24 protein-coding genes and 1 riboswitch are annotated in these 21,930 nt (G+C 33.3%); of the genes, 10 read left to right on the forward strand and 14 right to left on the reverse strand.

What is annotated here, in order from left to right; translation table 11 throughout:
- Positions 1 to 225 precede the first annotated feature (225 nt).
- The 5 genes from AAGV33_RS04175 to AAGV33_RS04195 all read left to right on the forward strand — a co-directional run bounded on the left by AAGV33_RS04175 (position 226) and on the right by AAGV33_RS04195 (position 6,160).
- Complete coding sequence (locus AAGV33_RS04175; protein WP_373390693.1) at positions 226 to 957, forward strand: phosphoglycerol geranylgeranyltransferase; 732 nt, start codon at positions 226 to 228, stop codon at positions 955 to 957.
- A 3-nt stretch (positions 958 to 960) separates the two neighbouring features.
- Positions 961 to 1,605 carry a nicotinamide riboside transporter PnuC gene (gene pnuC / locus AAGV33_RS04180; protein ID WP_373390694.1) on the forward strand — a complete coding sequence of 215 codons (645 nt, stop codon included), beginning with the start codon at positions 961 to 963 and terminating at the stop codon, positions 1,603 to 1,605.
- A 29-nt stretch (positions 1,606 to 1,634) separates the two neighbouring features.
- Positions 1,635 to 3,254: a DUF4301 family protein gene (locus AAGV33_RS04185; protein ID WP_373390695.1), complete on the forward strand. Its 1,620-nt coding sequence runs from the start codon at positions 1,635 to 1,637 to the stop codon at positions 3,252 to 3,254.
- A gap of 3 nt (positions 3,255 to 3,257) precedes the next feature.
- Entirely contained in the window at positions 3,258 to 3,662 is a 405-nt protein-coding gene (arfB, locus tag AAGV33_RS04190; RefSeq protein ID WP_373390696.1) for an alternative ribosome rescue aminoacyl-tRNA hydrolase ArfB, read from the forward strand.
- A gap of 308 nt (positions 3,663 to 3,970) precedes the next feature.
- Positions 3,971 to 6,160, forward strand: a complete 2,190-nt coding sequence (locus tag AAGV33_RS04195) for a TonB-dependent receptor (protein ID WP_373390697.1) — start codon at positions 3,971 to 3,973, stop codon at positions 6,158 to 6,160.
- A 58-nt stretch (positions 6,161 to 6,218) separates the two neighbouring features.
- On the opposite strand, the gene AAGV33_RS04200 is transcribed toward AAGV33_RS04195, so the two are convergent.
- Positions 6,219 to 6,638 (reverse strand): Rieske (2Fe-2S) protein, encoded by a 420-nt coding sequence (locus AAGV33_RS04200; protein ID WP_373390698.1) that lies wholly within the window; start codon positions 6,636 to 6,638, stop codon positions 6,219 to 6,221.
- Between the two features lie 151 nt (positions 6,639 to 6,789).
- Here AAGV33_RS04200 and greA point away from each other — a divergent pair, with 151 nt between their 5' ends.
- The 3 genes from greA to AAGV33_RS04215 all read left to right on the forward strand — a co-directional run bounded on the left by greA (position 6,790) and on the right by AAGV33_RS04215 (position 8,951).
- Entirely contained in the window at positions 6,790 to 7,266 is a 477-nt protein-coding gene (greA, locus tag AAGV33_RS04205; protein ID WP_373390699.1) for a transcription elongation factor GreA, read from the forward strand.
- 53 nt (positions 7,267 to 7,319) lie between these two features.
- Positions 7,320 to 7,709: an HIT family protein gene (locus tag AAGV33_RS04210; RefSeq protein ID WP_373390700.1), complete on the forward strand. Its 390-nt coding sequence runs from the start codon at positions 7,320 to 7,322 to the stop codon at positions 7,707 to 7,709.
- Positions 7,710 to 7,778: 69 nt separating this feature from the next.
- Positions 7,779 to 8,951 carry a transglutaminase domain-containing protein gene (locus tag AAGV33_RS04215; RefSeq protein ID WP_373390701.1) on the forward strand — a complete coding sequence of 391 codons (1,173 nt, stop codon included), beginning with the start codon at positions 7,779 to 7,781 and terminating at the stop codon, positions 8,949 to 8,951.
- Here the strand turns inward: AAGV33_RS04215 and AAGV33_RS04220 are convergent.
- Positions 8,948 to 10,096 (reverse strand): ATP-binding protein, encoded by a 1,149-nt coding sequence (locus AAGV33_RS04220; RefSeq protein ID WP_373390702.1) that lies wholly within the window; start codon positions 10,094 to 10,096, stop codon positions 8,948 to 8,950. The two genes, AAGV33_RS04215 and AAGV33_RS04220, sit on opposite strands and share 4 nt — an antisense overlap.
- 324 nt (positions 10,097 to 10,420) lie before the next feature.
- On the opposite strand from AAGV33_RS04220, the gene AAGV33_RS04225 reads away from it, so the two are divergent.
- Positions 10,421 to 10,786, forward strand: coding sequence for a DUF3127 domain-containing protein (locus tag AAGV33_RS04225; RefSeq protein ID WP_373390703.1), 366 nt, complete (start codon positions 10,421 to 10,423; stop codon positions 10,784 to 10,786).
- Positions 10,787 to 10,839: 53 nt separating this feature from the next.
- On the opposite strand, the gene AAGV33_RS04230 is transcribed toward AAGV33_RS04225, so the two are convergent.
- A complete protein-coding gene (locus AAGV33_RS04230; protein ID WP_373390704.1) occupies positions 10,840 to 11,571 on the reverse strand; it encodes a phosphatase PAP2 family protein in 732 nt (243 codons plus the stop codon).
- 91 nt (positions 11,572 to 11,662) lie between these two features.
- On the opposite strand from AAGV33_RS04230, the gene aat reads away from it, so the two are divergent.
- Positions 11,663 to 12,304, forward strand: coding sequence for a leucyl/phenylalanyl-tRNA--protein transferase (gene aat / locus AAGV33_RS04235; protein ID WP_373390863.1), 642 nt, complete (start codon positions 11,663 to 11,665; stop codon positions 12,302 to 12,304).
- A gap of 119 nt (positions 12,305 to 12,423) precedes the next feature.
- Here the strand turns inward: aat and AAGV33_RS04240 are convergent, their stop codons facing one another.
- The 11 genes from AAGV33_RS04240 to AAGV33_RS04290 form a co-directional block, all read right to left on the reverse strand.
- Positions 12,424 to 13,134, reverse strand: a complete 711-nt coding sequence (locus AAGV33_RS04240) for a HesA/MoeB/ThiF family protein (RefSeq protein ID WP_373390705.1) — start codon at positions 13,132 to 13,134, stop codon at positions 12,424 to 12,426.
- Positions 13,135 to 13,160: 26 nt separating this feature from the next.
- Positions 13,161 to 14,282 carry a 2-iminoacetate synthase ThiH gene (thiH, locus tag AAGV33_RS04245; protein WP_373390706.1) on the reverse strand — a complete coding sequence of 374 codons (1,122 nt, stop codon included), beginning with the start codon at positions 14,280 to 14,282 and terminating at the stop codon, positions 13,161 to 13,163.
- 187 nt (positions 14,283 to 14,469) lie between these two features.
- Positions 14,470 to 15,246, reverse strand: coding sequence for a thiazole synthase (locus AAGV33_RS04250; protein ID WP_373390707.1), 777 nt, complete (start codon positions 15,244 to 15,246; stop codon positions 14,470 to 14,472).
- Entirely contained in the window at positions 15,227 to 15,865 is a 639-nt protein-coding gene (locus tag AAGV33_RS04255; RefSeq protein WP_373390708.1) for a thiamine phosphate synthase, read from the reverse strand. Before AAGV33_RS04255 ends, AAGV33_RS04250 begins: the two co-directional genes overlap by 20 nt.
- Positions 15,858 to 16,613 carry a hydroxymethylpyrimidine/phosphomethylpyrimidine kinase gene (locus AAGV33_RS04260; RefSeq protein WP_373390709.1) on the reverse strand — a complete coding sequence of 252 codons (756 nt, stop codon included), beginning with the start codon at positions 16,611 to 16,613 and terminating at the stop codon, positions 15,858 to 15,860. Before AAGV33_RS04260 ends, AAGV33_RS04255 begins: the two co-directional genes overlap by 8 nt.
- On the reverse strand, positions 16,586 to 17,185 hold the full coding sequence (locus AAGV33_RS04265; protein ID WP_373390710.1) for a thiamine phosphate synthase: 600 nt from the start codon (positions 17,183 to 17,185) through the stop codon (positions 16,586 to 16,588). Before AAGV33_RS04265 ends, AAGV33_RS04260 begins: the two co-directional genes overlap by 28 nt.
- Positions 17,186 to 17,261: 76 nt before the next feature.
- Positions 17,262 to 19,085: a phosphomethylpyrimidine synthase ThiC gene (thiC, locus tag AAGV33_RS04270; RefSeq protein WP_373390711.1), complete on the reverse strand. Its 1,824-nt coding sequence runs from the start codon at positions 19,083 to 19,085 to the stop codon at positions 17,262 to 17,264.
- A gap of 101 nt (positions 19,086 to 19,186) precedes the next feature.
- Complete coding sequence (thiS, locus tag AAGV33_RS04275; protein WP_373390712.1) at positions 19,187 to 19,393, reverse strand: sulfur carrier protein ThiS; 207 nt, start codon at positions 19,391 to 19,393, stop codon at positions 19,187 to 19,189.
- A gap of 65 nt (positions 19,394 to 19,458) precedes the next feature.
- A riboswitch (TPP riboswitch) is annotated at positions 19,459 to 19,554 on the reverse strand.
- Positions 19,555 to 19,644: 90 nt separating this feature from the next.
- The gene (locus tag AAGV33_RS04280; protein WP_373390713.1) at positions 19,645 to 20,205 is read right to left on the reverse strand and encodes a DNA-3-methyladenine glycosylase I; all 561 of its coding nucleotides are present in this window, start codon (positions 20,203 to 20,205) and stop codon (positions 19,645 to 19,647) included.
- Between the two features lies 1 nt (position 20,206).
- Positions 20,207 to 20,854, reverse strand: coding sequence for a queuosine precursor transporter (locus AAGV33_RS04285; RefSeq protein WP_373390714.1), 648 nt, complete (start codon positions 20,852 to 20,854; stop codon positions 20,207 to 20,209).
- A gap of 152 nt (positions 20,855 to 21,006) precedes the next feature.
- Positions 21,007 to 21,930 carry a carbohydrate kinase family protein gene (locus tag AAGV33_RS04290; protein WP_373390715.1) on the reverse strand — a complete coding sequence of 308 codons (924 nt, stop codon included), beginning with the start codon at positions 21,928 to 21,930 and terminating at the stop codon, positions 21,007 to 21,009.

A 21,930-nucleotide genomic window follows, 5' to 3' on the forward strand; every position in this document is an offset into this window, starting at 1 on the left:
GCATTTTATGACTTAAATCATAAGAAATACTATTTTTTATCAGTACACTTTTCTGTTAATTATTTTTAAATCGCCTTTTTTGAAGTTTTTCATCATTCCTCCATATTGTTCGAGTAGTGTAACAGCAATCATAATAAAAGGATTTTATGAATTCCAATGTACTAACAAATATAATTGTTTCGAAATGGTTCTTGGACTCTAAAAACTTTTTACTTTTACGTTCTCATGGAAAAAGCAACAATTTACCAACAAATACAAGCCGCCAAATTAGCTAATCAGAAATTATTGGCCATCCTTTTGGATCCTGATAAAATAGTTTGGGAACTAATAACGGATTTAATTAGCAAGATCAATCAATCTCCAGCCACTCACGTTTTTATTGGTGGAAGCCTTGTAGAAACTAGCATTTTAGACGATTTAATTATTAGAATCAAACAAGACTGTGTTTTGCCAATAGTGCTTTTTCCAGGACATCCTTCTCAAATTTCGAATCACGCCGATGGAATTTTGTTTTTATCTTTATTGTCAGGACGAAATCCAGATTATTTAATAGAACATCAGGTGAAAGCTGCGCCTATTTTAAAGCAAAGCCAACTCGAAATTATTCCTACGGCTTATCTTTTAATTGAAAGCGGAAGTGAAACTGCTGTGGAGCGTGTGAGTAAAACCAAACCTTTGGATAGAAATGATTTCGATTTGGTATTGGCAACAGCTTTAGCAGGAGAAATGTTGGGTAATAAATTGATTTATCTGGAAGCGGGAAGTGGTGCACAAAAAGCAGTTCCGCTACAAATGATTGAATTAGTTTCTCAAAACACTACTATTCCGTTAATTGTAGGCGGTGGAATTGTAGATTTACAAGGGATTCAAAATGCGTATCAATCAGGTGCTGATTTAGTTGTGATAGGAACCTCTTTTGAAAACGACATTAATTTTTTTAATTTTCCAATAAAATAGTAAATGATAGAGTTCTTTTTTGCCCAATATGCTACTTATCCCACTTCGGGGATTATATTGGAATTAGTGGCTGTTTTTTTTGGATTAGCAAGTGTTTGGTTTGCTAAGAAAGATAATATTTTGGTTTTTCCTACGGGCTTAGTCAGTACTTTTATTTATGCTTATTTGCTTTGGAAATGGGAACTTTTAGGCGATTCTATGATTAATGGTTATTATTTTATAATGAGTATTTATGGTTGGTACCATTGGACGAGGAAAAAAGGAGATGTTGTAGTCTTTCCTATTTCTACAGCAACTAAAAATGAAAATAAAATAGCAGTTGTAATTTTTTTATTAACTTTAGTTTTTGTGTTTTTAGTTTATCAATATTTTGATAAATTTAAAGATTGGTACAATTATGTGGATACTTTTTTAACAGCTTTGTTTTTTGTAGGCATGTGGTTGATGGCTAAACGGAAAATTGAAAATTGGATTTTTTGGATTGTAGGAGATTTCATTTCGATACCTTTGTATTTTTGCAAAGGATATACATTTACTTCTTTACAATATTTGATTTTTACAATTCTTGCCATTTTTGGTTACTTAGAGTGGAAGAAGATTTTGAATAACCAAGAGAAAAACTCTACGAAAGGAGTTCTTTTAGAATAATAAATTCCAGAATATTTAGTTATAATTGTATGAGTGAAATAAAAATTTCGGTGTTAGAGCAATCTAATTTAATGGAGGATTTAAATAAAATTAAAAGTATGGGATTGTCAGAACAAGATTTTGAACAAATCAATCAGCATGGTATTTCATTAGAAAATATCCAAAAACAACTGGCTATTTTTAAAAAAGGAATTGCCAAGATGGAATTGCTCGAAGCAGCTACTGTGGGAAATGGAATTTTAAAATTGAGCAAAGAAGAGTTTGTTGAAAAAGCTACTTTTTTTGATGAACATAAATCAGATTTAAAATTATTAAAGTTTGTTCCAGCTTCAGGTGCAGCAACCAGAATGTTTAAATTTTTATTGACATTCTTGAATGAATATAATCTGGAAGAGGAAAGTATAAATGCTTATATCAATAGAAAGAAAGACACTAAGCTGCGTGTTTTTATTGTAGGAATGGATAAGTTGCCTTTTTTTGATAGTATTTATAAAAAATTAAAAGAAGAATTTCCCGATTTTGATTCCTTGTCTCGTGATTATAAAAATTACCATTTTATCAAATTCATGTTGGGTTCAGAGTATTTTAATTTTGCTTCTAAGCCAAAAGGAATTTTACCATTTCATAAATATGCAACCGCAATTGCTACACCCATAGAAGAACATTTATATGAATGTGGTTATTATTCGAGTACTAATAATCAGTCGTATTTGCATTTTACAGTTTCAGAATCGCATCAAAAACAGTTTGAGCACATTATAAATAATGTAAAGGGAAAGGTAGAAAAAGAAACCAATACTAGTATTGAAGTAAGTTATTCCTATCAGCATAAAAGTACCGATTCCATTGCAGTGAGTATGAATAATAAGGTTTTTAGAACCCAAGATGGAAAATTACTTTTTAGACCTGGAGGACACGGTGCTTTAATTGAAAATTTGAATCAGTTGGATGCTGATATTATTTTTGTAAAAAACATTGATAATGTAATTCTTCATAATAATGATACTATAGCACTTTATAAAAAAGCGTTAGCAGGAATTTTGCTGGAATTACAACAAGAAATATTTGCTTGTTTGAATTTAATTGATCTTTATACGGCCGAGAATAATCAAATAGAAGAGATTAAAAATTTCTTGAAAATGAAACTGAATATGGAAATCAAAGCCGATTTTGATTTGTATACTTTTGAGAATAAAATTAAAGTATTGAAAGCTATTTTAAATCGTCCAATGAGAATATGCGGAATGGTTAAAAATGAAGGAGAACCTGGTGGAGGCCCTTTTTGGGTAAAAAATGGACAAAAAGAAATTTCATTGCAAATTGTAGAATCTTCGCAAGTAGATTTGAATGATAAAAAACAGGCAAAAATTATGGCAAATGCTACTCATTTTAATCCTGTTGATTTAGTTTGTGCTACTAAAAATTATAAAAACGAAAAATTTGATTTGCATCAGTTTGTAGATGAAAATAGTGGTTTTATAGTAGAAAAAAATTATTTAGGAAAAGATATTAAAAGCTATGAATTGCCTGGTTTGTGGAATGGAGCAATGGCAAATTGGCTGACTGTTTTTGTTGAAGTACCTTTGATTACTTTTAACCCCGTAAAAACAGTAAATGATTTGCTAAAAGAAGCACATCAGTCGAAATAGAAAATGGAAATTCCAAAACTCATATCCGAATTACAGTATAAAGCCGTTAGAAGTAGTGGTGCTGGAGGGCAAAACGTGAATAAGGTTTCGTCTAAAGTGGTGCTGACTTTTGACTTGAAAAATTCTCAGGTATTATCAGAAGAAGAAAAGTTGTTGTTAGAAACCAATCTTTCTTCAAGGTTAACTGCCGATTTAGTTTTGATTTTAAATTGTGATGAAGACAGAAGCCAACTAAAAAACAAAGAAATAGTTACCAAACGATTTCTGGAACTGATTAAAAAAGGACTTTTTGTGCCTAAAATTAGAAAAGCAACTAAAATTCCTAAGTCGGTGATTAAAAAACGAATCAAAGACAAAAAGAATATCTCCGAAATTAAACAATCTCGCAGGAAACCTAATTTAGATTAAATTCCAAAATCCAATAGAAAACTATATCAAGTTAGTTTTTTTGGAATTTGGAATTTAATTTTTGGAATTTGTTTTTTAACACTACATTTGCACTGTCTCAAAGGGGTGCTTAAATCTGAATTTATTTCAGATTCTGAAACAAGTTCAGAATGAAGCTGAGATCATACCCAACGAACCTGAGCAAGTAATGTTGCTAAGGGAAAATACAATAAATTAATAGTAAATACTATTGGTTTATTAGTTGAACAAATCTATTTATTAAATAACAAAAAGAATAATTCCCCCTTTTATTCGTAAAATAATTACGAATGAAAACTTTTTTTTTAGGTGCTAAGGCACAAAGCTACAAAGGTTCTAAGGTCCAAAATATTGTCGGAGCTAAATCTATTTTCTTTCTTCTAGCCTCTATTTTCTATTCTCAATTTTCTTTTTCCCAAGTCAAAGACACTGTAGAAGTCAACCGACTCGATGAGGTATTGGTTTCGGCTATTCGTGTGACTTCTAAAACTCCGGTTACGTTTAGTAATATGGATAAAAAAGAAATTAAATTCAGAAATCTGGGGCAGGATATTCCAATTTTAATGAATTATCTACCGTCGGTTGTTACCACTTCTGATGCAGGAGGAGGAATAGGGTATACCGGAATTAGAGTTCGTGGAAGCGATGCTACCAGAGTAAACGTAACCATCAACGGAATTCCATACAATGATTCCGAAAGTCAGGGAACTTTTTGGGTAAATATGCCCGATTTTGCTTCTTCAGTAGAAAGTTTGCAATTGCAACGCGGTGTTGGAACTTCTACAAACGGTTCTGGAGCTTTTGGAGCCAGTTTGAATATGTTGACTGACAATTACGCATCAAAACCAACTGGAGAAATTTCAAGTTCTTACGGAAGTTTTAATTCCAATAAAAATTCAGTAAAATTCAGTACAGGTTTATTAAATGATCATTTTGAATTGGCTGGGCGTTTGTCTACAATAAAATCGGATGGTTTTGTGGATCGTGCTAGTTCTGATTTAAAATCGTACTTTCTTCAGGGAACTTATATTGGTAAAACCACTTTAATTAAAGCTTTAGTTTTTGGAGGAACACAAAAAACTTATCAATCATGGAACGGAATTGATGGTGAAACTCTAAATGAAAACCGTAGATTTAATTCTGCAGGAATGTTTACTGATACAAATGGAGTTGATCGTTATTATGATAATGAAACTGATAATTACAATCAAGATCATTACCAATTGCATTGGAACGAATCGTTTTCGGATAAATGGAGTACTAATTTAGCTTTTCATTATACAAAAGGGAAAGGTTATTTTGAAAATTATAAAAATGATGAACCAGTTGAGGGCTATGGATCAATTCAGTCAACTAAAATGGTTGAAAATGATAATGGTGACTTAGTTCCTGGAACTGATTTAATTCGTCAAAAGTGGTTAGACAATGATTTTTATGGAACTACTTTTTCTGTAAAATATAAAGAGGAGAAATTAGATGTTATCGTTGGCGGAGGCTGGAATAAGTACGAAGGAGATCATTTTGGCAAAGTGATTTGGGCAAGAAATTCTGGTCCAACAGAATTAGGAGATCATTATTACGATGATTTTTCGTCAAAAACTGATGGAAATATTTTTGCCAAAGCCAATTATCAAATCTCAGAACAATTAAGTTTTTATGGCGATTTGCAATATCGAAATGTAACTTACAAAGCCAATGGTGCCGATACAGGACTAGTTGATGATACTTTCAATTTCTTTAATCCAAAGGCCGGTTTAAATTTCGAAATAAATCAAAAAAACAATCTTTACTTTTCATACGCCAGAGCCAATCGTGAACCAAACAGAACCGATTACGAAGGCGGAAACGTAAAACCTGAAAAGCTAAATGATTTTGAATTAGGATGGAGATTCAATTCAGAGACATTCCAATTGAATTCTAATTTCTATTATATGGGTTATAGAGATCAGTTGATTTTAACGGGAAGATTAGATGATGTAGGAGCGCCAATTCGTTCAAATACTGATAAAAGTTACCGTTTAGGTTTTGAAGTTGATGCAACAATTGCAGTTTCAGAAAAAATTATTCTTCGTCCTAATTTTACTTTAAGTAGTAACAAAAATGTTGATTTGGCTGTTGAAGGTCAAAATTACGGAACTACTAAAATTGCTTATTCTCCAGAAATTATTGTAGGAAATATTATTGTTTACAGTCCGATTCAAAATTTACACATTTCGTTATTGCAGAAATTTGTTGGCCAGCAATTCATGAACAACATCGAATTGCCAGAAGCGAAATTAGCTGATTATTTTGTAAACGATTTGAATGTTTCTTTCGAAATAAAACCAAAATCAATTTTCAAATCAATAACAATAACTGGTTTAGTGAATAATTTTCTAGATAAAAAATATGTTTCAAATGGATACATGTGGGATATTTATCCATACTACTATCCGCAAGCTGGAATCAACTTTTTAGCTGGACTAACATTGAAGTTTTAATTTGTAGTTTTTTATATTTAAAAAGCCTGAAAATTTAATTTTTTCAGGCTTTTTTGCTTTAATTGTATACTCGAAGGATATTTCCGTTTACTTCTACCCGATATTGTTTTAAAGGATATTGTAGTTTTCCCTGACCAGTAAATAAACTGTATTCTTCATCATCACAAGGACAAATTACATTGATGCCATCGAGTACTAAAGTAGAACAACTGCTCAGCGATTGATTAGGACAAGCAGCGTCAAAAGCATTGTAGCCGCTTCCGGTATTAAATACGTAAATCCCTCTTGGGCCTACTTCGGGACCTGCATAATAAATAGCATTACTCACAAATTTTAAATTCGAATAAGCTGGAAAATTCAAGTCAAAAGTTACCGAAAAAGTATAATTAGGAATGTAAGGATTTTTATTGTTAAACCCATTGTCAGAGCAAGACAAAAACAAAAGGGCAATTAGCAAAAGTGGGATAATTTTTTTCATGGTTTTAAATTAGTGAAACAAATTTAATTTATTTACATTTGAAATATTATATGGTTAACATATAATTATAGACTATAAAAAAATATATTATCTTTGTGGAAAGAAATCCCGTTCCGATGGGATTTTTTCTATTTTATAAAATGATGAAGTTATGAGTACAGTATCTTATTACACAGCGGAAGGACTTAAAAAATTAAGAGAAGAATTAGATTATTTAAAAACGGTGATGCGTCCTAAAGCATCTCAAGATATAGCAGATGCAAGGGATAAAGGTGATTTATCTGAAAATGCAGAATATGATGCTGCCAAAGAAGCACAAGGGATGTTAGAAATGAGAATTGCTAAACTAGAGGAAGTTCATGCTAATGCTCGCTTGATTGATGAAACTAATCTTGATTTGTCAAAAGTGTTGGTGTTGTCTAATGTAAAAATTAAGAATCAGGCAAATGGTATGGAAATGAAATACACCTTAGTTGCCGAAAGTGAAGCTGATTTGAAAACAGGAAAAATATCTGTTACTTCTCCTATTGGAAAAGGATTATTAGGGAAATCAATAGGTGAAGTTGCCGAAATTAATGTGCCTAATGGTGTTTTGAAATTTGAAATTTTAGAAATTTCAAGAGACTAAGTCATTGCGAGGAACGAAGCAATCTCACGATATAGATTTTTAAAAATTAAACTATGAGTTCAATATTCACCAAAATAGTAAACGGAGAAATCCCATGTTATAAAATTGCTGAAGATGATAATTATTTTGCTTTTTTAGATATTAATCCCAATGCAAAAGGGCATACTTTGTGCATTCCAAAATTTGAAATCGATAAGATTTTTGATATGGACGAAGCCCATTATTTGGGATTAATGCACTTTTCAAGAAAGGTAGCAATTGCTTTAGAAAAAACCATTCCCTGCAACCGAATTGCAGTATCAGTTATAGGTATTGAAGTTCCTCATGCTCACGTTCATTTGATTCCATTAAATACAATGGATGACATTCGTTTTCAGAAAAAAGTAGCTTTAAGTAAAGAAGAATTTGAAAATTTAGCTCAGGAAATTCGAGCTAATCTATAATCTGTTAAATGGCATAAAATAAAAGCACGAAATTTTTTCGTGTTTTTTTATATAAAAAACTCAACTAATATGAGAAAAATTGTTCCTTTTATATTTTTGTTTTTATCTGTTTTAAGTGTTGCTCAAACTAAAACAATTTATACTGATATTGATAATAAGATTTCCAAAATTCCAGTGGATTTGACTACTTCTACAACAGGAATTGCAAAATTTATAACGGATAATTTTAAAACAGATACTGAAAAAATCAGAGCAGTTTTCTATTGGACAGCTACTAATATCAGTTATGATGTGCCCAATATGCTTGCGCCAAATCAATTCGAATCAGCACAGCAAAAAATAGATAATACATTAAAATCCAAGAAAGGAGTTTGTATTCATTATGCTGAGGTTTTCAACGATATTTCAAATAAAATTGGAATTAAATGTCGAATAATTGAAGGCTATACCAAACAGCATGGAAAGGTTGATGATCTATCTCATGCCTGGTGTGCGGCTCAAATTGACAATAAATGGTTTGTGTTTGATCCTACATGGGGAGCTGGTGGTGTAATCAATGGCAAGTTTATAAAGAAATTAAATAATGCTTATTTTAAAGTCGAACCTTCTAAAATAATTGCTTCGCACATGCCATTTGATTATTTATGGCAATTTTCGAATTATCCTGTTACCAATGCAGAGTTTTACGCTGGAAAAACCCAAGTAGATAAAACTAAAAAGTATTTTGATTATGAGAAAGAAATCGCTCTTTACTATAAAATATCCGAAAACGATCAGTTGTTTGAATCGGCTGCACGAGTAGAAAAAAATGGTTTGAAAAATACCATGATTGCAGAATATCATAGTGTTAAAAAGAATCAGTGGAATAATGTAATGCAAAATGCAAATATTGAAAAATTGAATACCATTGTAGCTGAACTCAATGAAGCATTGATGCAGTTGAATGATTTTATAATGTATCGAAATAAAAAATTCAAACCTGTTTTTTCGGATGAAGCGATTAGTAAAATGATTCAAACTCCAAGAGAGAAATTAGCAAAATGCCAAAACGATATTTTTAAGATTGGAACTGTTGGAGCAGAAAATGCATCTAATTTAACTTCGGTAAAAAAGACCATTGCACAGGCTTTGGTTCAGGCAGATGAGCATGCTGCATTTGTAAAAGACTATTTGAGTAAATCTAAATTGATTAGAAAAACAATGTTCTCAAAAATATTCTGGTTAGGAATACCATTAAATTAAACTAGTTTTTTAAAACTAATTTGCATCGTGGTTCCTTTCCCAATTTCAGAATGTAGAACTTTGATGTTCCCTTTATGGTATTCTTTTACAATTCTATTGGTTAAAGAAAGTCCCAATCCCCAGCCTCTTTTTTTAGTTGTAAATCCTGGCTCAAAAATGGTTTTAAATTGATTTTTAGGAATTCCGCTGCCTGTATCGCTAACGTTTATTTTTACAAAAAGAGCATCTTCTTCTATCTTGACAATAATTTTTCCTTTGCCTTTCATGGCGTCAATGGCATTTTTAATCAGGTTTTCTATAGTCCAACTATGCAAGGTAGGATTCAGCATGGTATAAATTACGGGTGTTGGACTTTCGAAAGAAAATTCAATTTGTTTAGAAAATCGCGATTGAAGGTAGTTGTAAGTTTGTAGCGTTTCTTCAATAATATTGCTTTTTTCTAAAACGGGTTCCGAACCTATTTTTGAAAAACGATCCGTAATGGTTTGCAATCGGTCAATGTCTTTTTCAATTTCTGAAGTGGTAGATTCGTCAATATTTTCGGTTTTTAAAATTTCGACCCAACCAATTAATGAAGAAAGCGGTGTACCTATTTGGTGTGCCGTTTCCTTAGCCATTCCTGCCCAAAGTTTGTTTTGAGTAGCAATTTTTGTACTGCGATAGAAATAATAAATCAATGCCGAGAACAAGAAAATAATCAACAGTAAAGCTATAGGATAATATTTCAGTTTATTCAATAAAGCCGAATTACCATAATACCATTTTTGGAATTTTTTTGGAGCATATTCAATGATAATCGGTTCATTTTCCCTTTCTAAATTGGATAAAAAGTTTTTAGCTTTTTCTTTATCGTTTACAATGTTTTCGTCAATATTAATAGTATTAATAATGCTGTCATTTTCGGTAAGAATAACTGGAATAGAAGTATTGTCCTTAAAAATTTGAAGCGGAAGTTCCACATCGGTATTTTCATCGGCATTGATAAGCGTTTTTTGGGCTTTTGCCAAAAGATTCATTTTCAGACGTTCTTCATTTTTAAAAATCTGAAAAAAAGTATAAGTGTTCCAAAGAATTAAGGAAATGATAAGGAATGAAGCAAAAATAAGAATCCATCGTCCTGTATTTCTTTTGTCAGAAAATTGCATAAATGATATTTTGAGCTATAAATATAACGAAATAGTAGTAGTATTATTTTAGTTTTTTTTAAGATTTAGAGTTAATTCGTGCTGCAAAAGTATTTCTACCAGTCTTCGAACTTCCTTGTTTGACAGGAATTAAAAATTAAAAATGAAATTGTAAAACAAACGTTGTTGTCAGATAGAAGAAGTTACTATATTTGTATATTCAATATTTTTCTGTAAAAGAGTTTTGCTTTCTAAAGTTAAAAGGCTTGAATGAAAATGATGTGTTTCTATTAAAGAAATACTATTGGGGAAAATAATAATCAAATAACAATTAAAATAACGAAGATGGAAGTTACAGGAAAAATTAAAGTCGTTAATCCAGAGCAACAAGTTAGTGCATCATTTAGAAAAAGAGAATTAGTTGTAACTACTGAGGAGCAATATCCTCAACATATATTGGTTGAGTTTACACAAGACAAATGTGATTTATTGAACAATTACAGTATTGGCGAAGCGGTAAAAGTTTCTATCAATTTAAGAGGTAGAGAATGGGTAAATCCACAAGGAGAAACAAGATATTTTAATAGTATCCAAGGTTGGAGAATCGAAAAATTAGCTACGGAAGCTCCTTCTGCACCAATGCCAGCTGCTCCAGCTTTTGCACCAGCTACAAACTTGAACGAAGACGAGCCAGACGATTTGCCGTTTTAATTCAAAAACATAAAATAAAACAAGCCTTGATCATTTCGAGGCTTTTTTTGTGCTTAAAATGAAGGTTTAATGATGGCGCCAATTCCTATTTGGTTTCCTATTTGAGGATAAATAAATGTAGAAGTTTTATTCTTTTTACCAAAGCAAAGTTTTTGAAACGGATTGTAATAAGAAACTAAAATTCCAGAAGCGAGTCCAATTCCAGCTCCTGTTAAAACATCAGAAGTATAATGCTTATTGTTAGCCACCCGTAAGATTCCTGTAGCCGTTGCAAATATAAAACCACTACTGGCGTACCAAAAATTTGAGTCTTTGTATTCCTGATATAAAAGTGCCGCATTAGTAAAAGCAAGAGCGGTATGTCCTGAAGGAAAACTCAATCGATCGGAACCATCAGGACGATGCGCTTTTACAGAATGTTTTATCGCTGTAACTACAATATAACTAATAGTATTTGCAGTGGCCAAATCGATAGTTTGATGTTTAAACGTATTTTTAGGCTGAAAACCTAAATATTTTCCGGCATAGATTTGTAAAGCAGGAATAAAAAGAGTGATATCATCTGCACGAGTACTAAAGTTCGAACCAAAAAAAGATTGTGAATCTTTTTGAATGTCTTTATTGAGTTGGGTATGGAACAACAAGACCCCAGAACCAATCAAAGCAGTAGGGATAATAAGTGATTTATAAGTAAGCTTTTTTTGATTTGCAACCGAATCAAGCAGTTGTCCATTTGTTTTTGGAATCAAAAAAAAGAGCATTATTACAAACAATATTTTTCTCATGTAAATAAAAATTGAAACTTTTGCTAAAGTAACCAAATAAAGTAAATTACTTTTGTCAAATGTAAACGTATGTCTTTTTACTATAAAAGTTATGTATTATTTGTCTGAAGATTTGTTTTTTCCACCAGTTCATTTAGCTCATTCTTCTGGAATAATTGGGCTAGGAGGTGATTTGTCTCCTGAGCGATTGCAATTGGCTTATAAAAGCGGCATTTTTCCTTGGTTTGAAGATGGGGAACCTATTACATGGTGGTCGCCTAATCCAAGGATGGTTTTGTTTCTGGACGAATTGGTCGTTTCTAAAAGCATGCGAAACATTTTAAATAGAAATATTTTTAAAGTCACTTTCAATCAAAATTTCAGAGAAGTCATTTCAAACTGCCAAAAAGTAAAACGCGAGGGTCAAAACGAAACCTGGATTACCAATGATATGATCGAGGCTTATTGTAAGCTGAATGAATTAGGAATCGCTAAATCTGTTGAGGTTTGGCAAGACAACGAACTCGTAGGCGGTTTGTATGGTGTCGATTTAGTACATGTTTTTTGTGGCGAAAGTATGTTTTCTTTAGTTTCGAATGCTTCTAAAGTGGCTTTTATTTCCTTAGTTAACCAATTAAAAAAAGAGAATTACAAACTGCTCGATTGTCAGGTTTATAATTCTCATTTAGAAAGTCTAGGTTGTCGCGAAATTGAGCGCGAAGAGTTTATGTCGATACTTGAAAATAGTATTTAACCGCAAAGTATGAAAAGTTTTTTCGCAAAGATTCGCTAAGGAAATCACAAAGAATCACACAAAGAATCTTTTAAGATTTTTTGAATTTCTTAAGTCCGTGTTCTTTTTTAATGTTATTGCTAAAAATTTAACTTCACAAAACTCCAATCCAAAGTTTTAAATAATATCAATTCATTTTTTAAACTGGGTAAACCAATAATTAATTTCAAAGTTTCGTGTGCCATCATGGTTCCAATCATTCCAGGTAAAGTCCCTAACACGCCATTAAAACTACAATTAGGCACATCTTTAGGATTAGGCGGTTCAGGAAATAAATCACGTAAATTTTTACTTCCCTGATGATTGAAAACAGCAATTTGTCCTTCGAAACCTAAAATACTGCCATAAACCAACGATTTTCCAAGAGTCACGCAGGTATCATTGACTAAATAACGGGTACTAAAATTATCAGAACCATCTACAATAATATCAAAATCAGCTATTATTTTGGAAGTATTTTCTGTGGTTAGTTTTTCTTCAAAAGCCTGAACTGTAATTAATGGATTTAGTTTTTCAACGGTCGCTTTTGCTGTTGTCGCTTTTGGTAATCCTATTTGGTCTTCGGTATATAAAATCTGGCGATGTAGATTATGAATTTCTATTTTGTCAAAATCAACAATACCAATTGTTCCTACTCCAGCGGTAGCAATGTATTGTAAAATAGGGCAGCCTAAACCGCCAGCACCAATTACTAAAACTTTTGCTTTTTTTAATTTTCCCTGTCCTTCATCGCCAATTTCAGGTAAAATAACTTGGCGATTGTATCTTAAGAAATCTTGTATTATGCTCATTATATCTGCAATCTAAAATCGTTAATCTAAAATCTAGAATCAAAAGTTCTATTCCAATCTTTCCAAACGGGTTCGTATCCGGTTTTTGAAATAATATTTGCAATTTCAAAAGAAGTGCGTTCGTCGCTAATTTCAAATTGTTCCAATGATTGTGGATCTACGACATAGCCTCCTGGATTAGTTTTAGAACCAGCACTCATACTAGTAGTTCCAATCGGGATAATATTGTTTCGGAATTTTTCGTTTTCCCTAGTCGAAATCGAAATTTCCAAATCTTCATTCCACAAGCGATAGGCACAAATGAGCTGGGTTAAGTCTTTGTCGTCCATGATAAAATTGGGCTCAATAATTCCTTCGGCAGGACGTAATCTTGGAAATGAAACGGAGTATTTGGTTTGCCAATAGGTTTTTTGCAAATAATCTAAATGTAAAGCATTGAAAAAACTATCGGTACGCCAATCTTCCAATCCCAATAAAACGCCCAAACCTATTTTGTGAATTCCTGCTTTCCCAATTCGGTCTGGTGTTTCCAAACGGAAATCAAAGTTGGATTTTTTGCCTTTAGTATGATATTGTTTGTAAACTTCTTTGTGATAGGTTTCCTGATACACTAAAACAGAATATACTCCAGCTTCATGCAAACGTTCGTATTCTTCTTGAGAAAGTGGTTGTACTTCTACGGAGATAATTGAAAAATCCTTTTTGATTTGTTCAATAGCATTTAGAAAATAATTGATGTTTACAGTATAATTAGCTTCTCCGGTTACCAACAAAACATGATCAAATCCTGCTTTTTTCAAGGCTTCAACTTCGAGTTTTATTTCTGAATCGCTAAGTGTTTTTCGTTTGATTTTATTGTCTAAGCTAAAACCACAATAGGTGCAAATGTTTTGGCATTCGTTACTAAGATACAGTGGAGCATACATTTGGATGGTTTTCCCAAATCTTTTTTTGGTCAATTCATGACTTAGCTGCGCCATTTGTTCCAAATACGGTTGAGCAGCAGGAGAAATCAATACCAGAAAATCATCGAGATTTCTTTTGCTTTTCCCTAAAGAACGTTCTACATCTGAAGTAGAAGTACTGAATATTTTAGTTTTAATGGTTTCCCAGTCGTATTGTTCAAAAACTGATTTAAATGTTGTCATTGGATTTAGTTTTTCACTACAAAGAGTTTTTACCTATAATTTTTTTCACCGCAAAGGGAACTAAGATTTACGCAAAGTTTGTTAAGCTGAGGTTTTTATTTCTGACTAAAAAGTTCGCAAAGCTTTGTGAACTTTGCGAAAAAACCTTGCGAACTTTGCGGTAAAAAAACTCTTTGTGGTTAAATGATTATTCATATAAAAACGCCGTCAAAGGACTCGATGCTACTGCATGCGAGTATTGTTGTCCTAGTTTGGCTTCAAATGCTTTTCTTCCAGCAATTACGGCTTCTTTGAATGCTTCTGCCATCAACTTCGGATTTCCAGCTACTGCAATTGCGGTGTTGACTAAAACGGCATCAGCACCTAGTTCCATTGCTTTTGCTGCATCCGAAGGTGCTCCAATTCCAGCATCAATAATTACAGGAACTTTAGACTGTTCGATAATAATTTCTAAAAAATCAATTGTTTTTAAGCCTTTGTTACTTCCAATAGGCGAACCCAAAGGCATTACTGCTGCTGTTCCTACATCTTCCAAGCGTTTGCATAAAACAGGATCGGCATGAATGTAAGGCAAAACGATAAATCCTAATTTTGCTAATTCTTCGGTAGCTTTTAAGGTTTCAATCGGGTCTGGTAAAAGATATCTTGGATCGGGATGAATTTCTAGTTTTAGCCAATTTGTTTCCAGTGCTTCTCTTGCCAGTTGTGCTGCAAAAACGGCTTCTTTGGCATTTCTGGCTCCTGAAGTATTGGGTAATAAATGGATTCCAGGATGTTTTAAATGCGATAAAATAGCATCGGTATCGGTTTCTAAATCGACACGTTTTAAGGCAACTGTAACTAATTCGCTTCCAGAAGCCAAAATAGCTTCTTCCATTTGGCTATTCGAACCGAATTTCCCTGTTCCTAAAAACAAACGCGATTGCAGTTCTTTGTCGCCAATTTTAAACAATGACGTTTCCATATAATTTTTCGTTAAGTGCGGTTATTAATTTTGTTTTATTATTACTTTCTGTAATCAATCCAGAAACGGCAATACCATGAATTCCTGTTTTGATAATTGACTCTACATCTTCAGTCAAAATGCCTCCAATGGCGTAAATTGGTGTTTTTATTTGGTGTTCTTTTAATAGATTCAAAATGTTTTGGTAACCTTCTAAACCTAAAATCGGACTTAATTTTTCTTTGGTTTTTGTAAAACGAAAAGGACCTAAACCAATATAATCACAACCATTTTGTACATGATTTTGAATGTTTTCGAAGGTGTTGGCTGTTCCGCCGATGATTTTTGAATTTCCTAAAATCTCTCGGGCCTTAGCTATTCCCATATCGTTTAATCCTAAATGAACGCCATCAGCATCAATTTCATTTGCTAATGCTACGTTGTCGTTGATGATAAAAGTGGCGAGGTATTCCTGACACAAGATTTTTACGGCTTCCGCCAAAGTAAAAGTGTCTTCGGAAGTAGCATTTTTGAAACGCATTTGAATCCAATCGCAACCGTGATCCAAAGCTTGGTGAATGTTATACAATTGTTCTTCAACTGTATTTCCTTGTGATATGTATTGTAAACGATTAAACATAATGATTTCCTAATTGAGTTGGGTTTGACAATAAAAAGTTTTCAGTATAACTTTTAGCATTTTTACAGGCTGTTAAAAGCTCTTGGTCTAATGCCAAATTAGCGGTAATTGCTGCCGATAAAACACAGCCCGAACCGTGTTTTTGATGTGTTTTCCCATTCTTAGACTCCAGTCTGAAAAATTGATTTGATGTATGCAAATAATCGGTACCAATTTCCGTGGGATGATGTCCTCCTTTTAATAAAACAGCACAGTTTTTGGATAGTTTTTCAGTAATATTTTCAACTGATTTTTCTTTAGAATCTAATTTTAAAATTTCATAATAGTTGGGAGTTATCAGTTCTAACTCATTTAAAACAGCAACTAAATCCTTTTGATTTTCAATTCTCAAAAAATCAAATTCAGTGGTGGATTTTAAAACGGTGTCCCAAACAATTTGAGTTTTTGGCGAAAGCTTTTTCATCAAAAAAACAATTGATTTCAAATAGTCTAACGAAGGAACAATGCCAATTTTAACCACTTTGATTTCATAGGCTTTGAATAGCGTTTCGATAGATTGCAACACAAAATCGAGCGCTGTCCATTGAATGCTCACAAACTCATTTTCAGTCTGAATTGTGTTTGCCGTATTAATGGCAAAACCATACACCTGATGTTGTTCGAAAGTTTTAATATCTGCCAAAACTCCAGCGCCAGCCGAAGGATCAAAACCAGCAATGCTTAGTACAAAAGGACGATTTGTTGACATAATTCGAAATTTTTTATGGGCTGGTTGGTGTTCCAAATAGTACCTAAAAGGGCTACATCATCAAAACCAGCATCTAGTGTTTTTTTTATATTCTGAGCTTCGATTCCTCCTAAAGCCACAAGTTTTGTGTTGAAATTGGTTCGGTTTTCTATTGCTTTCAATAAATCAATATCCGATTGGTAATTCGATTTTGATATACTAGCAAAAACAGGACTTAGAAACGCATATTGAAAAAAGATTCTTAAATCGTTAAACGCTTCTGTAGTATGAATAGAGGTCGATAAATGAATCCTTTTTTCATTGTAATGATACAAAGTTTCGGAATCGATTTGTTTCCTCATTTTTTCAGAAAAGTGAAGTCGATTCATTCCTAAATCTTCTGCCAAATGATGATGACTATGTAAAATCAGTTTATTTCTATATTTCAAGCCAATTGCAGTTACAAAAGTTTTGATTTCTTCTGCTGAAAACTCTGGTTTTCTAACGTGAAACAATTCCAATCCACGATCAAAAAGTGCATGAATGGTGTTGATTTCGTTTGCTATTGCAGTTGGATTGGAAATGACTATCATTTTTAAGTTAGAAGTTAGAAGTGGGGAGTTGGAAATTACCAGAAGTGTTTACTTCCCACTTCCCACTTCCCACTTTTTAGATATAAATTTCTTTTCCTTGTTCCACAAACTCTTCTGATTTCTCTTGCATTCCTTTTTCGGCTTCGGCAACGTCACGAATTTCCTGTGAGATTTTCATTGAGCAGAATTTTGGTCCACACATCGAGCAGAAATGCGCTACTTTGGCTCCATCAGCTGGTAGAGTTTCATCATGGAATTCTCTTGCTGTATCCGGATCTAATGATAAGTTGAATTGATCTTCCCAACGGAATTCAAAACGCGCTTTACTCAACGCATTGTCGCGGTATTGTGCTCCTGGATGTCCTTTGGCTAAATCGGCAGCGTGAGCTGAGATTTTATAAGTGATTACTCCGTCTTTAACGTCTTTTTTGTTAGGTAAACCAAGGTGCTCTTTTGGTGTAACATAACACAACATCGCACATCCATACCAACCAATCATTGCTGCTCCAATAGCTGACGTAATGTGGTCATAACCCGGAGCAATGTCAGTAGTTAATGGTCCAAGAGTGTAAAATGGTGCTTCAGAACAGTGTTCTAATTGTTTGTCCATATTCTCTTTAATCATGTGCATTGGTACGTGACCTGGACCTTCAATGAAAACCTGAACATCATGTTTCCAGGCGATTTTTGTCAGTTCGCCTAAGGTTTCTAATTCAGCAAATTGTGCTGCATCGTTGGCATCAGCAATAGAACCTGGACGTAAACCATCTCCAAGAGAGAAAGCCACATCGTATTGCTTCATGATTTCGCAAATTTCTTCAAAATGCGTGTACAAGAAGTTTTCTTTGTGGTGAAACAAACACCATTTTGCCATAATCGAACCACCACGGGAAACAATTCCCGTAACACGATTAGCTGTTAAATGAATGTATCTTAAAAGTACTCCTGCGTGAATAGTGAAATAAGAAACTCCTTGTTCAGCTTGTTCGATTAAGGTATCACGGAAAACTTCCCAGGTTAAATCTTCTGCAACACCATTTACTTTTTCTAATGCTTGGTAAATTGGTACAGTTCCAATTGGCACAGGAGAGTTACGGATGATCCATTCTCTGGTTTCATGGATATTTTTTCCAGTTGATAAATCCATGATGGTATCGGCTCCCCAACGGCAAGCCCAAACTGCTTTTTCTACTTCTTCTTCGATAGATGAAGTAACTGCACTGTTTCCGATATTGGCATTGATTTTTACCAAAAAATTACGTCCCACAATCATCGGTTCGCTTTCAGGGTGATTGATGTTGTTTGGGATAATAGCACGTCCAGCTGCGATTTCGCTGCGAACAAATTCGGCTGTAATTTTGCTTTTTGGTGTATTGGCTCCAAAACTATGTCCTGCGTGTTGGCATTGCATGGCTTTGGTTTGATTTTCTAATTGCTCAATGCGTTGATTTTCACGAATGGCAATGTATTCCATTTCGGGAGTAATAATTCCTTTTTTCGCATAATGCAATTGAGAAACATTCGCTCCTTTTTTAGCGCGCATTGGTTTGTGTAAATATTCAAAACGCAAATGATTTAGCTTTTCGTCAGTCAAGCGTTCTTTGCCATAATTAGATGATATTTCGGCTAATTCTTCAACATCATTGCGGTCTAAAATCCATTGCTCACGGATACGAGGCAATCCTTTTCTAACATCGATTTCGATATTTGGATCGGTGTATGGACCAGAAGTATCGTAAACAGTTACTGGAGGATTGTGCTCGACACCGCCTCTTGAAAGTTTAGTGTCAGATAAATGAATTTCGCGCATGGCCACTTTAATCGGGTGGATTTCACCATCGATATACACTTTTGTCGAATTCGGGAAGGGCTGTCTTGATATTTTTTCTTCGCTGTTCATATTTATGAAGTTATAAGTTATGTGTTATGCGTTTTCTAGTATTCTCTAGTTTCTAGGAATAAATTGGAATTTGGAGTTTAATTTTTGGAATTTAAAAATGACTATCCTCCTTGTGTTGCAGAAATAATTAAAATATCGTCAGTTTCGGATAGGAGGTGGCTATTCCAATTGGATTTTGGAATTACGTTACTGTTTATGGCTACAGCAATGCCAGTTTGTTTTTGGGGAATTTCAATATCGAGCAAGGCTTGAATGCTTAGCACATCTGCTTGAAATTGTTTGATTTGATTGTTGATTTTTAGTTCCATTCCTTTAATTTTTTAGATAAAATTACTTTAGGAATGGCTACAGAGTGCCCAAAAAATGGGACTATGAAAGTCATCTTACTTTTCCCTACGCTAGTATGAACTAGATCAGGTTCAGAGGGTAAAATCTCAGCCTACATTTGTAGACACCCCTAAAGTGAGCTACAAATGTATGGAAAAAGTTGGAAGTTAGAAGTTCAAAGTTGGAAGTTTAACAAAATTTTGCTGATTACTAAAATACTGAACACTGCTGACTAGCTTCTTGTCCAGCAATTAGCTATATGGTCGTTAACCATTCCTGTGGCTTGCATGTGTGCATAAACTACAGTGGAACCAACAAATTTAAAACCGCGCTTTTTTAAGTCTTTACTAATAGTATCCGAAAGTGGCGTAGTGGCAGGAATGTCTTTGAGACTTTGGATTTTATTGTCAATAGGTTTGCCATCTGCAAAGTCCCAAATGTAGTTGGAAAAACTACCAAATTCTTCCTGAATTTTAATAAAAGCAATAGCATTCGAAACTGCAGAATATACTTTGAGTTTGTTTCGAATAATGCCTGCATCTAAAAGCAATTCTTGGATTTTATCTTCAGAATATTGAGCTATTTTTTTGTAATCGAAATTATCAAAGGCTTTGCGGAAATTTTCTCTTTTGGATAAAATTGTGTACCAACTTAAGCCTGCTTGAAAGGTTTCGAGGATTAAAAATTCGAATAATGTTGGGTCGTCATAAACTGGAATTCCCCATTCTTCATCATGATATTTTCTATATAAATCGTCTTTTTCGCACCAGGCGCAACGTATTTTGTTTTCCATATTATTTACTGTGAATGTATTTTTCTATTATTGAACGTCCAAGATATATTAGCGGAGTGAGCGAAATAGCAATGATTAATTTTACAAAATAACCAGTAAATGCTGAAGCAATATAATCGGAAGTGGATATTTTTCCTGTCATCCAGAATGCAATTCCGAGAACGATAAAAGAATCGAACAATTGTGAAATTACTGTGGAACCTGTGCTTCGCAACCAAATCATTTTATTGCCAGTTTTGTTTTTAACAAAATGAAAAATACTAACATCTATTAATTGAGAAATCAAAAAAGCGGTGATACTACCAACAATAATCCACAGGCTTTGACCAAAAACACCATTGAATTGGGCATCCGTAACAAGTCCTTCTCCTTTTACGGCAGGAATTTTTAAGGCGAAGTACAATAATATAAAACAATAAGCGATGAGACAGGCGGTTATCAGGGAGAGTTTTTTTACTCCTTTTTGACCGAAATATTCATTAATCAAATCAGTAGTTAAAAAAACAATGGGCCAGGGTAGAATTCCAATACTCATTAAATAAGGTCCTATATAAATGAGTTTTCCACCAATTAATTCGGCTACAACAGCATTGGTAATAAATATTCCAGCAAGAATTAGATAAACCGTGTCTTTTTTGGATTGAAACATACGTCTACATTTGATTCAACCAAATTTAGTTTTTTATTTTTAAAAACAGATTCTTTAGAATGGATGTAGGCTATATTTAAAGAAAAAAGTTCCACTTTAGAAATTTAAAATGGAACTTAATCATAGTCATGTTTAGGGTTTGTAGTTTGCTCTTACGCTTTTTCTATTTGAATGTTGTCAGGAAGCTGACCTAGATGTTGTAGTTTTATGCTGGCTAGTTTTTGCGCAATATTCACACATTCTAAGGATTCTTTTTTATTTAATTTGCCATATAAAAATCCAGTCCAAAAAGCATCGCCAGCTCCAGTAGTGTCTTTAATGTTTTCGACAAAAAGAGCCTTTTCTTTAATGGTTCCTAATTTTGAATCAGATAATACCACTCCATTTTTTCCTTTTGTCAGGCAAATGGTTGCTGCGCCAAGTTTATGAAAATAATCAAAAATATAGTCGTCAGCTTTTGTTTCGTTAAATAATCGAAAACAATCATCATCACTCAATTTCACTAAGGGATTTGTAGCTAAATATTCAGCAAGTACCTCTTTAGCTTCGGCTCTATTAGGCCATATTTTTTCAGAATAATTCAAGTCAATACTGGTTTGTAAACCCAATTGATGTGCTTTTTTTGCTTTTTCCAGAATAGTTTCACGTGCCGGATTTTTACTTAGAGCAAAACAGGTCGTATGGAATATTTTAGCACTTTCCAGTAATTTGTCAGGAACTTGTGAGTTCTCAATGTGATAGTCAGCTTGTCTGTACGGAATAAATTCTGGTGTTTCACTGGATTTAGATACAAATATTACCGATGAAGGTTGCTGTTCTGTTTTTTTGATATAAGAAGTAATAACATGATTTTCGGTTAATTCTTCTACCATGAAATCGCCTAAACCATCTTTGCCACATGTAGCTACTAAGGCTGTTTTTAGTCCTAATTTAGCTCCGTTTATTGCTACATTCGTAGGTGAACCACCTAGAAAACGATGGTAATTTTCTATTTTAGAAATGGGTAAATTGATTTCATTGCCAATAAAGTCAATGAGTAATTCCCCAATACAAATAATGTCGATTGTCTTTTCCAC

The sequence above is a fragment of the Flavobacterium magnesitis genome (assembly GCF_041729735.1).
Lineage (GTDB): Bacteria > Bacteroidota > Bacteroidia > Flavobacteriales > Flavobacteriaceae > Flavobacterium > Flavobacterium magnesitis.